The organism is Streptomyces longispororuber (assembly GCF_014656095.1).
GTDB classification, from domain to species: Bacteria; Actinomycetota; Actinomycetes; order Streptomycetales; family Streptomycetaceae; genus Streptomyces; species Streptomyces longispororuber.
In genome coordinates this window covers 34,194-46,291 of the sequence record NZ_BNBT01000058.1, presented here as the reverse complement: position 1 = coordinate 46,291, position 12,098 = coordinate 34,194, and the positions used below count along the sequence as shown (strand labels likewise).

The 12,098-nt window shown below is 74.2% G+C and carries 10 protein-coding genes; 7 read left to right on the top strand and 3 right to left on the bottom strand.

From position 1 onward, the window contains the following. The coding region (gene fxsT, locus IE330_RS19405) for an FxSxx-COOH system tetratricopeptide repeat protein (RefSeq protein WP_229925773.1) at positions 1-3,330 on the top strand (3,330 nt) is incomplete at its 5' end. 134 nt (positions 3,331-3,464) lie between these two features. Here the strand turns inward: fxsT and IE330_RS19400 are convergent. Together IE330_RS19400 and IE330_RS19395 are read right to left on the bottom strand one after the other, a co-directional pair. Next, a complete protein-coding gene (locus IE330_RS19400) occupies positions 3,465-5,564 on the bottom strand; it encodes an aKG-HExxH-type peptide beta-hydroxylase (protein ID WP_190137317.1) in 2,100 nt (699 codons plus the stop codon). 326 nt (positions 5,565-5,890) lie between these two features. Next, complete coding sequence (locus IE330_RS19395; protein ID WP_190137316.1) at positions 5,891-6,571, bottom strand: TIGR03086 family metal-binding protein; 681 nt, start codon at positions 6,569-6,571, stop codon at positions 5,891-5,893. 106 nt (positions 6,572-6,677) lie between these two features. On the opposite strand from IE330_RS19395, the gene IE330_RS19390 reads away from it, so the two are divergent. The 5 genes from IE330_RS19390 to IE330_RS19370 all read left to right on the top strand — a co-directional run bounded on the left by IE330_RS19390 (position 6,678) and on the right by IE330_RS19370 (position 9,559). Next, positions 6,678-7,493, top strand: a complete 816-nt coding sequence (locus IE330_RS19390; protein ID WP_190137315.1) for a helix-turn-helix domain-containing protein — start codon at positions 6,678-6,680, stop codon at positions 7,491-7,493. A 61-nt stretch (positions 7,494-7,554) separates the two neighbouring features. After that, positions 7,555-8,100: a GNAT family N-acetyltransferase gene (locus IE330_RS19385; RefSeq protein WP_229925772.1), complete on the top strand. Its 546-nt coding sequence runs from the start codon at positions 7,555-7,557 to the stop codon at positions 8,098-8,100. 64 nt (positions 8,101-8,164) lie between these two features. Continuing rightward, complete coding sequence (locus IE330_RS19380) at positions 8,165-8,500, top strand: YnfA family protein (RefSeq protein WP_190137314.1); 336 nt, start codon at positions 8,165-8,167, stop codon at positions 8,498-8,500. 73 nt (positions 8,501-8,573) lie between these two features. Further along, positions 8,574-9,353: an SDR family NAD(P)-dependent oxidoreductase gene (locus IE330_RS19375; RefSeq protein WP_190137313.1), complete on the top strand. Its 780-nt coding sequence runs from the start codon at positions 8,574-8,576 to the stop codon at positions 9,351-9,353. After that, positions 9,350-9,559, top strand: a complete 210-nt coding sequence (locus tag IE330_RS19370) for a hypothetical protein (RefSeq protein WP_190137323.1) — start codon at positions 9,350-9,352, stop codon at positions 9,557-9,559. Before IE330_RS19375 ends, IE330_RS19370 begins: the two co-directional genes overlap by 4 nt. Before the next feature lie 48 nt (positions 9,560-9,607). Here the strand turns inward: IE330_RS19370 and IE330_RS19365 are convergent, their stop codons facing one another. Further along, positions 9,608-10,801: an RtcB family protein gene (locus tag IE330_RS19365; RefSeq protein WP_190137312.1), complete on the bottom strand. Its 1,194-nt coding sequence runs from the start codon at positions 10,799-10,801 to the stop codon at positions 9,608-9,610. Between the two features lie 189 nt (positions 10,802-10,990). Here IE330_RS19365 and IE330_RS19360 point away from each other — a divergent pair, with 189 nt between their 5' ends. Further along, positions 10,991-12,034, top strand: a complete 1,044-nt coding sequence (locus tag IE330_RS19360; RefSeq protein ID WP_190137311.1) for a DUF3558 domain-containing protein — start codon at positions 10,991-10,993, stop codon at positions 12,032-12,034. The last annotated feature ends 64 nt before the right edge of the window (positions 12,035-12,098 follow it).

Below are 12,098 nucleotides of genomic sequence, written 5' to 3'. Positions count from 1 at the left end.
GGGGCCGGGGAGCAGACGGCGCAGGCGCGCGCCGCGCGGGCGGCGGGCGTCGTGCGCCGCTTCCGCGCCACCGCGTCGCCCGCCGGCTTCGCCCTCGCCAAGCGCATGGCCGCGGTGCCGCTGAACCTGCCGGTCATGCGCCTGCTCCAGCAGGCGGCGGAGGGCACGCGGTTCTGGAACGTCGCCGAACTCGTCCTGCTCGGCCTGGTGCGCCGCAGCGACGACACGGGCGACGTCGAGGACCCGTACCGCGTGTCGTACGACTTCGCGGACGGGGTGCGCGAGGAGCTCCTGGCCCTCGGGCGGCGCGCCGACACGATCGCGGCGCTGCGCCAGGTGGAGCGCTTCCTGGGGCCGCGCCTGGAGGAGCTGTGGGAGGGCGGCGGCGCCCTGGTGGCGCCGGAGGGCGACCTCGCGGACCCGCCGATCACGGAGCGGACCCGCCCTTTCGTGACCCATCTGTACACCGCGCTGTGCGCGCTGTCAGGGCCCTACCTCGCCCGCGCCGACCACCTCGGGAGGCTGCTGCGCAGCCACGCGGCGGGCCCGCGCTCCCTGAACCAGGAGAGCACCCTTACATCTGGACATAAGCCGTCATTACAGTACTCAGAGGCTGATAGCGGGTCAAACTTGAGAAAGAGCCAACAAACTGCGATACCGTACCGGCCGCAAGCCCCGGCGGACACCCCACGCCGCGCGGGCTCCCCGCCGCCGCCCCCATCCCAGGCCGCGCCCCCCGCCGCACCGCCCCCCACCCCCGCCCCGCCCCCCGCATCCCCTCGCTCCCACCCTGGAGGCCCCGCCGTGTCTGCCGGTCTGCCGGTTGCCCCGGGCCCGCGCGGCCCGCACGACCCGCCCCGCATCTGGGGGAACGTACCGCAGCGGAACAGGAACTTCACCGGCCGCGAGACCCTGCTCGAACAGTTGCAGGACCGCCTCGGCACCGGTGTCACCGCGGTACTCCCCGAAGCGCTGCACGGCATGGGCGGTGTGGGCAAGTCACAGATCGCCGTCGAGTACGTGTACCGCCACAGCCGCGACTACCGGCTCGTCTGGTGGGTGGCCTCCGAACAGGAGAACCAGATCGTCCAGTCCCTCATCGAACTGGGCGAGCAGATGGGGCTCCAGGTCAGCTCCGAGATCTCCGCGGTCCCGGCCGTCCTGGACGCGCTGCGCAGGGGCGAGCCCTACAGCGATTGGCTGCTGGTGTTCGACAACGCGGAAGACCCCAAAGAAGTACGCAAGTACTTCCCCACCGACGGCCCCGGCCGCATCCTCGTGACCTCGCGCAACGTCCAGTGGTCCCACACCGCCAGCTCCCTCGAGGTCGACGTGTTCGCCCGCGAGGAGAGCGTCTCGCTGCTGCGCCGCCGCAGCCCCGACCTCGCCGACGACGCCGTCAACCACCTCGCCGCCTCCCTCGGCGACCTGCCGCTCGCCGTCGAGCAGGCCTCCGTCTGGCTCGCCGAGACGGGCATGCCCGTCCACCAGTACCTCGAACTCTTCGAGCGCAAGTGGGCCGAACTCCTGCGGTCCGACCCGCCGCCCGACTACGAGATGCCGGTGGCCGCCGCCTGGAACGTGTCCCTGGAACGCCTCCGCGAGGACCGCCCCGACGCCCTCCAACTCCTCCAGGTCTGCGCGTTCTTCGCCCCCGAGCCCATCTCCTGGGACCTCTTCTCCGCCGTCCGCGGCATCTCCGTGCCCCGCGAGCTGCAGGCCGCGCTCGACGACCCCGTCAAACTCGGCCGCGCCGTCCGCGAGATCGGCCGCTACGCGCTCGCCCGCATCGACCACCGGCAGTCCACCGTCCAGCTCCACCGCCTCGTCCAGCGCGTCCTCGTCGAGCAGATGAACCCCCAGGAGCGGGCCCAGATGCGGCACGCCGCCCACCAGCTCCTGTCCAACGCCGACCCCAGGAACCCCCAGCGCACCACCTTCTGGCCCCGCTACTCCTCCCTCCTGACCCATCTGCGCGCCTCCAACGCCGTCGAGTGCGAGGAGGGCTGGACCCGCCGCCTCGTCCTCAACGAGGTGTGGTTCCTGCGCGCCCGCGGCGACTACACCGCCGCCCTCAACCTCGGCGAACGCGCCGCCGCCATCTGGCGCGAACGCCTCGGTGAGGACCACGAGGAGGTCCTCGGCATCGACCAGCAGATCGCCGAGACCCTCCGCGAGCAGAACCTCGACCTCGACCGCGCCTTCCACCTCCAGGCCGAACTCGTCGAGCGCTACCGCAGGGTCCTCGGCGACACCCACGAGAACACCCTCCAGGCCCAGAGCTACCTGGCCGGCAACCACCGCAACCTCGGCAACTTCTACGAGGCCAAGGAGATCGACCAGCGGGTCTACGAGACCAGCCTCGCCCAGTTCGGCCCCGACGACCCGGCCACCCTGCTCACCGCCAACAACTACGCGGTCAGCCTGCGCCTGGCCGGCGACCCCGTCCGCGCCCGCGACCTCGACCACGACACCTGGCAGCGCCGCGTCGAGGTCCTCGGCGACGACCACCTCTACACCCTGGTCACGTACAGCGCCTACCTCCTGGACCTGCAGGAACTCGGCCGCTACGACGAATCCCTGGAGGGCTACGAGGAACTCGCCGCGAACCTGCGCGAACAGCTCGGCGGCGACCACTGGTTCACCGTCCAGGTCATCCGCAACCTGTGCGTCACCCGCCGCAAGAAGGGCGACCACGAAGGGGCGTACGAGATCTCCACGCCCTACATGTCCCTGGTCCGCCGACGCTTCGGCACCGGCACCCGGCAGTTCATGCAGATGGCCATCAGCCACGCCAACGACCTCCGTCAGGTCGGCAAGCTCCAGGAGTCACGGGCCCTCACCGAACAGGCCCTGGAGCAGCACCGCACCCTCTACGGCCGCGACCACCCGCACAGCCACGCCATCGCCATGAACCTCGCCGTCGCCCTGCGCCTGCTCGGCGAGAACGAAGCCGCCCTCGCCCTCGACCTGGAGATCTCCGAGGGCCTCACCCGCAGCCTCGGCGCCGAACACCCGCGCACCCTGCTCGCCCGCATGAACCTCGCCAGCGACCACTTCGCCCTCGGCCACCCCGACCGGGCGTACGAGATCGACGCGGCCGCCGCCGAGGACTCCGTACGGCTGCGCGAGAGCCACCCGGCGAACCTCGCCGTCCAGCTCAACCTCAGCCTCGACCTCAAGGCCCTGGGCCGCACGGAGGAGAGCAGGCGCCTGCAGGACGACGCCCTGGAGACCTACCGGTCCATCCTGGGCCCCTCCCACCCCGCCACCAGGGACGCCGAGAAGGGGCTCAGGGCGAACGCGGACATCGACCTGATCTCCCTCTGACCTCGTCCGGACCCATCTGGCCCGGCCTGATCCGGTCCGGTCTTCCTCCGGCACGGCGGCGACCCCGCCCGGCGGCCGTCACGGCGTCACGGTGCCACGCCGTCATGGCGTCACGGCGTCACGGTGCCACGCCGTCATGGCCGCGCGCCGTCACGGCCGCGCGCCGCGGCGAGCCACCCGGCCAGCTCCAGCGGGTCCGCGGGCCGGAGCCCCGCGGCCACGACCGCCCGGTGCACCGCGAACACGGTCTCCGGGCGGTCGAGCAGCAGCGCCGCCGCGGCCGAGCCCCGCCTCCGCACCAGCGCCGCACCGATCCACGCCTCGGCGTCGCCCGGATGGGCCGCCACGCGGACGCCGTACCAGCGCTCCGCCGCCTCCGCGTCCCCGGCCACCGCCGCGCACTTCGCCGCGGCCACCGCGTCCCCCTCCGCCTCGGCCCGCCGCAGCCGCCGCGTGATCGCGCCGGGCGCCGACAGCGACAGCCGGGCCAGCGTGCCGAACGCGGGCGAGCGGTGCGCCTCCTCGCTCGGCGCGAGCACCGGGGCGGGCAGCGGCGGCGCGGGCCTGCCCGCCGCCCAGTCCCCGGCCAGCCGCGCCACGAGCGCCTCCCCGACGGCCCGGTGCCGCCACCGCCACAGCGCCCGCCGCGCCGCGCAGTAGTGCGCCGCGAGCCGCGCCGGCTCCGCCGGCACCTCCTCCTTCCGCCACCGCTCCAGCGGGGCCGCGACCTCCTCCACGAACAGCCGCCCCGCCTCCGTCAGGTCACCACCCGCCACCAGCGCGGCCACCGCCTCCCCCACCTGCTCCCTGAAGACCGCGAACTCGAAGTCGGCGCGCCGCGCCCCCGCCCCCTCGGCGGCCTCCCGGTGCGCCCGCCAGAAGCGGGCCACCCCGGCGAAGGCGTACACACCGTGCAGCACCCCCCGCGCGGGACGCGGATCACCGCGCCACGGGGCGTAGTAGAGCCGCTCCGCCGCCCCTTCCGCCTCCGCCGCCCCTTCCGCGCCCGCCGCCTCTTCCGCGCCCGCCACGCCGTCCGCCTTGGCCGCGCCCGTCACACCCGCCCCGCCCGCCACACCCGCCGTCGGCTCTCGCACCAGCCGCACCAGGCTCATCAGCGCCGTCAGCTCCTGGTGCCGGGTCTCGTGCACCAGCACGGCCGCCGTCTGCGGCTCGTCGTACGGCAGTGACAGCGCGACCGCGCCGAACGCCTCCGGCGACGAGGCACTGGGTACGAGCCCACCCAGGGAGGAAGGGAACGCGCGGGGCACCAGCACGCGCACCAGCGCGGCCAGTGCCGCCGCGTCCGGCGGCGACTCCCGCGCGAGCAGCGCGCAGGCACCGCGCAGCCGCTCCCGCCACAGCCGCGTCCGCCGCTCCCCCAGCCGCAGGGGCGCACGCGGCCACACGTCGAAGTCCCGGTACGGGGTCACCGCGTCGAGGCGCAGCCCCTGGCCCGGGCCCCCGTCCCGCCGCCCCGCACCGCCCGGCGCGACCCCCGCGGAGCGCGCGCCCCCGTCAAGCTCCCGCAGGACGTCCTCCGGCCCGCACAGCTCGACCAGGGGCCGCCAGCCCGCCGCCGGTTCCGCCAGCGCCCCCGCCCCGGGCAGCCGCACCTCCGCGCACTCCCCGCGCACCACGGCGCCGCCCCCGGCCACGTGGAACTCCGCCTCGCTCCAGCGGCGCCGGGACACCGGCCCCGCCACCCCCGCCCCCGGCACCCAGACCAGGCCCCGGTACGCGGGCACCCGCAGCGAGACCCCGGTCCCCGTGCGCAGGGCCGCCGCCGCGGCCACGGCCCGGAACTGGCCGAGGTCCGCCCACAGGGGCGCCGCCGCGCCCCGGGCCGTCCCGGAGCCCCCGCCCACCCGCCGCAGCAGCCGCATGGCCCACGCCATCACCGACGGGTCGTCGAGGACCGCGCCCACGGCCTCGGCGTCCCGCTCCTCGGCGGCGGCGAGCCCCTCCCAGGCCGGCCGCGCCGACGGCCCGCCGCGCCGCCCCGGGCCCGGCAGGTCGCCGGCGCGGTCGCGCAGGGCCCGCAGCACCAGCAGCAGTTGGCTCCGCTGGCCCGCGCGCAGCAGCGCAAGATCGGCGGGGCCCGCCTCGCCCGCCGCGACGGCGCGCAGCGACGCGCCGGAGACCCGGTGCAGGTCGAGGCGGTGCCCGCCGGGCGCGGGAACGCCCCGCCCGCCCCCGGGGGACCGGCGGGAACTCTCCCGCCCCGGCGTCACCGCGAGCGCTGCCTCGTCCCGCGCAGCAGTCTCATCTCCTCGCTGTTGGTCAGATCAAGGGTGCCGAACGCCGCACTCGCCCGATGGCCGGCACAGCGCAGGGCCCGCCGCAGCAGTGGGTCGTCACTCGCGTGCAACTCCGCCAAGGAGATCCCGGAGAGATCGACTAAGTCGGAACAGAAGTCCTTTGCAGACTCCGCCATACCGTGGTTCCCCCTGACGTAACGGTTCCGCGACTCCGAATCCGCTTCCATGGTGGCCGCGTTGGCACGCCAGCGGAAGACTCGCGCTGGTCATCCCGTGTCCGAACCCCCTATGGCCGTCCGTCACCCGCGCGCGCCCGGGTCCCTCCCGGTCGCCGCCAGCAACCGCTCCAGGGCGGACGCGCCGTCCCGTACCGGAACCGGATCACCGAACATCCCCAGGGAGCGGGCGGTCGGCGCCATCTCGGCGACCGCGACGTGCAGGGCCTCCAGGACCCGCGGCCCGTCCGCGCCCGCCGCGCCGTCGCCCGGGCCGCTCCCCTGCTCGTACGCCGCACCGAACTCCTGCCCGGTCGCGCGTGCCAGGTCCCAGGCGTGCACGGTCAGGTCGAGCAGCGCCATCGCGCCGACGGTCGCCGCCGGCAGGTCCAGCGCGCCGGTCGTCCCCTCGTCCGCCCCCGGCGCCGACCAGGCGGCGACGAGCCCGTCTGCCTCCTCGGCGAACCGCTCGCGCCAGCCGTCCCCCCGGGCCACGTAGTCCGGCGTGGCCGAGAAGTCGGCACTCTCCTTCGCGGCCAGCGCCTGGAACTCCACCACCACGTGGAAGAGGTGGTTCACGAGGTCCTTGACGTCGTACTCCGCACACGGCGTCGGCGCGCCGAGCTGCTCGTCGCGGATGGCCCGCACCACCGGTACGGCCTGCGCGGCGGCGAAGGCGAGCAGGGCGCCCAACGGGACGCCGGTGGGGTCGACGGTGCCGCCCGCGGCGGCAGGGGTGCTCAGTTCACTGGTCTCACCGTTCATGCCGGGACCGTAAAGGCGGGGGGCCGGGCGGGGCTTGAAGAAACGCGACGCCCGCGCCGGACGGGGGCGGTCCTCCACACGTCCCGCCCGCGCATACGATCACGCCATGCCCGCCGCCCCAAGACCTCGCCGCGACACCCGGGGCATCGTCGACGCCGCCGGGCTGCTGCGGCACGTACGGTTCCGGCGCCACGTGCCCGCGCCGCCCCTGCGGCCCTACCTGGAGCACTACTGGCTCATCGACTGGGACCTGCCCGAGCCCTACGTGTCGCACGTCGTGCCGCACCCCTCCGTGAACCTCGTCTTCCAGCAGCCCCCGACCGGCGCGCCCTCCGGCGAGGTGGCGGGCGTCGGCCTGGGGCTGTTCCGCAAGAAGCTCGAAGGGCGCGGGCACGTCTGCGGCGCGCAGTTCCGGCCCGGCGGCTTCCGGCCGTTCGCCCCGGGGCACGCGGTCGCGGAGCTGACCGGCCGGCAGCTCCCCCTGGGCGACGTCTTCAGGGCCGTGCCCGCGACCGCGGCACAGGACGTGACCGGACCCGACGACGAGCACGCGCGCGTGGCCGCGCTCGACGCCTTCCTGCTGCGTCACGGGCCCGTGCCCGACCCGCAGGCCGACCTCGCCATGGCCCTGGTGGACCACGTCCGCGCGGACCGCTCCGTACGCCGGGTCGGCGCCCTCGCCCGGGCCGAGGGCGTCTCGGTGCGGGCGCTGCAACGGCTGTTCTCCGCGTACGTCGGGGTCGGGCCGAAGTGGGTCATCCTGCGGTACCGCATCCACGAGGCCCTGGAACGCGCGGAGACCGAGGCGGCGGTGGACTGGGCGGGGCTCGCGGCCGACCTCGGGTACGCCGACCAGGCCCACCTCGTACGGGACTTCACGGCCACGGTGGGAGTACCGCCGACGGCGTACGCGTCCCGGTGACAACGACCGGCGAACCCCCAGGTCAGGGCGGATTGTCAGACCCTGCCCCTACCGTGAGGACATGGAGCGGACACCGATGCGGACACCGATGACGACCGGGGCGGGGACCGTCCGGCTCGTCCCCTACGGCGAGGGCGACTTCGCGCAGCTCGTGCGGCACAACACGCCGGAGATGACCGAGCACCTGGGCGGCCCCGAGACCGACGAGCAACTGCGCGACCGGCACCGGCGGTACGTGGGCCTGGACGACCGCGGCCGGATGTACAAGATCCTGACGGCGGACACGGGCGAGGCGGCGGGCCTCGTCGGGTGCTGGGAGACCATCCACGGCGGCGAGACGATCTGGGAGGCGGGCTGGGGCGTCCTGCCCGGGTTCCAGGGCCGGGGCATCGCCGTCGCCGCGACCCGCCTGGTCGCCGAGGAGGCCCGCGCGAGCGGGCGCCACGGCTCGCTGCACGCCTTCCCGGCCGCGACGAACGCCGCGTCCAACGCCGTCTGCCGCAAGGCGGGCTTCACGCTGGTCGGGTCGGGCGACTTCGAGTACCCGAAGGGCCAGTGGCGGCGGTGCCACGACTGGGCGCTGGACCTGCGGGGCGAGGCGCCGTAGCCGCCGCCCGACCACGGCGTCCGCGAGCCCCGGAGGGGGACGTCGCCCATGCCACTCTGGTCGCATGCTGATCGCCCGCTCCGCCGCCCTGTTCGCCGTCGCCGCGCTGTTCGAGATCGGCGGCGCCTGGCTGGTCTGGCAGGGCGTGCGGGAGCACCGGGGCTGGGTGTGGATCGGCGCGGGCGTGCTGGCCCTCGGCGTCTACGGCTTCGTCGCGACGCTCCAGCCGGACGCCGACTTCGGGCGCATCCTGGCCGCGTACGGCGGGGTCTTCGTGGCCGGGTCGCTCGCGTGGGGCGCCGTCGCGGACGGCTACCGGCCCGACCGCTGGGACGTCGTCGGGGCCCTCGTCTGCCTCGCCGGCATGGCCGTGATCATGTACGCGCCGCGAGGCGACTGAGGCGCCGGGCCTATCCTGACGGGCGGAGCGAGAAGAACGCCCGTACGAGCCCCGCACCGAGGGAGCAGCGCCCATGCCGCACGCCGAGACCCCCCGCACCCACGGCATCGCCGTCGTCACCGGCGCCAGCGGCGGCATCGGCGCCGCCACGGCCCGCGGCCTGGCCGAGGCCGGGTACCGCGTCGTCCTGACCGCCCGCCGCAAGGACCGGATCGAGGCGCTGGCGGCGGAGCTGACGGAGGCGGGCCACAGCGCGACGGCGTACCCCCTCGACGTCACCGACCGCGCGGCCGTCGACACCTTCGCCTCGGCCTTCCGGACGATCGCCGTCCTGGTGAACAACGCGGGCGGCGCGCTCGGCGCCGACCCGGTCGCCACCGGCGACCCGGCGGACTGGCGGCAGATGTACGAGACCAACGTCATCGGCACGCTGAACGTGACGCAGGCCCTGCTGCCCGCCCTCACCGCGAGCGGCGACGGCACGGTGGTGGTGGTCTCCTCCACGGCGGGCCACGCCACGTACGAGGGCGGCGCGGGGTACGTGGCCGCCAAGCACGGCGCCCACGTCCTCGCCGAGACGCTCCGCCTGGAGATCGTCGGCACCCCCGTCCGCGTGATCGAGATCGCGCCCGGCATGGTGCGGACGGAGGGCTTCGCCCTGACCCGCTTCGGCGGCGACGCGGAGAAGGCCGCGAAGGTCTACGCGGGCGTGGCCGAGCCCCTGACCGCCGAGGACGTCGCGGACACCATCACCTGGGCGGTCACCCGCCCGCCGCACGTCAACGTCGACCTCCTGGTCGTCCGCCCCCGCGCCCAGGCCTCCAACACCAAGGTCCACCGGGAACAGCCGTGACCTACGCCGCCGACGACCCCGGCGCCCCCGGCGGCTCCCCCCACTCCCCCGACCCCCTGGCGCGGCTCACCCACGAACGCGAGTCCCGCCGCCTGGCCCAGGAGAAGAAGGACGAGCGCCTGGTCTGGTGGTACCTGGCCTACTTCCTCTTCGGCATCCACATCGTGGCCTTCGTCATGATCTACGCGATCTCCCACGCGAAGTAACCACCCGGGCCCGGATCACCACGCCCCACGCCCAGCCCCGTCGTGGGTTCACCCCTTGACGCAGACGACCTGCTTCAGCTTCGCGACCACCTCGACCAGGTCGGTCTGCTGGTCGATGACCTGCTCGATCGGCTTGTACGCGCCGGGGATCTCGTCCACGACGCCCGCGTCCTTACGGCACTCCACGCCCCGCGTCTGCTCCTCCAGGTCGCGCGTGGAGAAGCGCTTCTTCGCGGCGTTCCGGCTCATCCGGCGGCCCGCGCCGTGCGAGGCCGAGTTGAAGGATGCCTCGTTGCCGAGGCCCTTCACGATGTACGAGCCGGTGCCCATGGAGTCGGGGATGATGCCGTAGTCCCCCGAGCCCGCGCGGATCGCGCCCTTGCGGGTGACGAGCAGGTCCATGCCGTCGTACCGCTCCTCGGCCACGTAGTTGTGGTGGCAGGAGATCTCCTGCTCGAAGGTCGGCCGGGCCTTCTTGAACTCCTTGCGGACGACGTCCTTCAGCAGCGCCATCATGATCGCGCGGTTGTACTTCGCGTACTCCTGAGCCCAGAAGAGGTCGTTCCGGTAAGCCGCCATCTGCGGGGTGTCCGCGATGAACACCGCCAGGTCACGGTCCACGAGCCCCTGGTTGTGCGGCAGGTCGCGGGCCACGCCGATGTGGTGGTCGGCCAGTTCCTTGCCGATGTTCCGGGAGCCGGAGTGCAGCATCAACCAGACATAACCCTCCGAATCCAGACAAACCTCAGTGAAGTGGTTGCCCGACCCGAGGGTTCCCATCTGCTTGACGGCCCGCTCCTCGCGGAACCGCACCGCCTGGGCCACCCCCTCGAACCGTCCCCAGAAGTCCTCCCACCCCGCGGTGGCGAAGCCGTGGAAGCGGCCCGGGTCGACGGGGTCGGCGTGCATCCCCCGCCCCACCGGGATCGCCTGCTCGATCTTCGAGCGCAGCCGGGACAGGCCACCCGGCAGGTCGTTGGCGGTCAGGGACGTCTTCACCGCGGACATGCCGCAGCCGATGTCGACGCCCACCGCCGCCGGGCACACCGCGTCCTTCATGGCGATGACCGAGCCGACCGTCGCGCCCTTGCCGTAGTGGACGTCCGGCATGACGGCCAGGCCCTTGATCCACGGCAGCGTGGTCACGTTGCGCAACTGCTGCATCGCGGCGTCCTCGACCGACGCCGGGTCGGTCCACATCCGGATCGGCACCTGCGTGCCGGGCACCTCTACGTACGACATACCGTCCTCATTCCCCCGCAAGCAAGCAAAAGCACTGGAGCGCAAATACCGGAGCCAAGGTCGACGAATGGGAAAACGGACCGGCGTCCACGGCAGCGCGTGCGATACACATTGTGTCCACCGGTCGCCCGTCGGCGGCAACCCAATAACCAGGCCGGACGGGCCGCAGGACCGAGAGGAGCGTGCACGGTGCAGCGGAGGAAGGTCTACGCACCCGGTGCCGCCGTGCTCCTCGTGGCGCTGCTCGCCGGCTGCACCGGCGACTCGGGCTCCGACGACGGCGGTGACGGCAAGTCCGGCGACACGGCCGGCGCGACGGCGGCCGCGGAGCCCGGCAAGTACCGCACGCTGCCCGAGGCCTGCGGCACGGTCGACCGCTCGGCGCTCGACGCGATGCTGCCCGGCCTCACGGACGTCGAGGACCCCAGGCAGCGCGAGAAGGCCTACGAGGGCGCGGCCACGGTCACGTACGACACCGACCGGCGCGTGGGCTGCCGCTGGAAGGTGGGGTCCGCCGACGCCACGCACCACCTGCTGGTCGACTTCGAGCGCGTGGTGTCGTACGACGGGGCCGTGAGCGACGACGCCCGGGCGCAGGAGGTGTACCGGACGAAGCTCCGCGAGGCGGGCATTCCGGAGCCGCCGTCGGACGCGGAGTCGGAGCCGGAGGAGTCCGAGGGCTCCGAGGACTCCGAGAGCTCCGAGGGCTCCGCGAAGCCGGAGAAGTCCGGGAAGGGTGAGGGGGCCGAGGGCTCCAAGGGCTCCGAGCCGGGCCCCGGGAAGTCCTCCGGGACCGCCGCGAAGCCGCAGGGCGGCAAAACCGGCAAGAGCGGCAATAGCGGCAAGGCCGACAAGGCCGGGAAGGTGGAGGTGGCCGGGCGCGGTGACGACGCCGGGTCCGGGGACGCCACCGACGCCACGGACGCCGCCGACGGTGGGGGTGTCGGTGACGGTGGGCTCACCGACGGTGCCGCCGGGGCGACCCCCGCCGGGCTCGAACCCCGCTCCCTCGACGACCTCGGTGACGAGGCCTTCCTCGACGACGTGCTCACCACCGCCGCCTCGGCCGGCCGCCACCGGACCGTGACTGTGGTGTTCCGCACGTCGAACGTCGTCGTCACCGTCGAGTACGACGAGCAGCCGGCCCGCGGCACCGAGGTGCCGGACTCCAAGGAAATGCAGGACAACGCGCGCGAACTGGCGGAAAGCCTCGTCGACGAGTTCGACGGCTGACGGTGGCGGGGCGCCGGACCGGGTCCCCGGGAAGCCGGGTCACCCGTGGCGCCCAGCGCGTACG

Coding starts and splice junctions, on each gene's coding strand:
- IE330_RS19390 (WP_190137315.1), top strand. CDS start 6,678: ATGCCCGCCGCCCCAAGACCTCGCCGCGACACCCGGGGCATCGTCGAC.
- IE330_RS19380 (WP_190137314.1), top strand. CDS start 8,165: ATGCTGATCGCCCGCTCCGCCGCCCTGTTCGCCGTCGCCGCGCTGTTC.
- IE330_RS19395 (WP_190137316.1), bottom strand. CDS start 6,571: ATGAACGGTGAGACCAGTGAACTGAGCACCCCTGCCGCCGCGGGCGGC.
- IE330_RS19365 (WP_190137312.1), bottom strand. CDS start 10,801: ATGTCGTACGTAGAGGTGCCCGGCACGCAGGTGCCGATCCGGATGTGG.
- IE330_RS19375 (WP_190137313.1), top strand. CDS start 8,574: ATGCCGCACGCCGAGACCCCCCGCACCCACGGCATCGCCGTCGTCACC.
- IE330_RS19385 (WP_229925772.1), top strand. CDS start 7,555: ATGGAGCGGACACCGATGCGGACACCGATGACGACCGGGGCGGGGACC.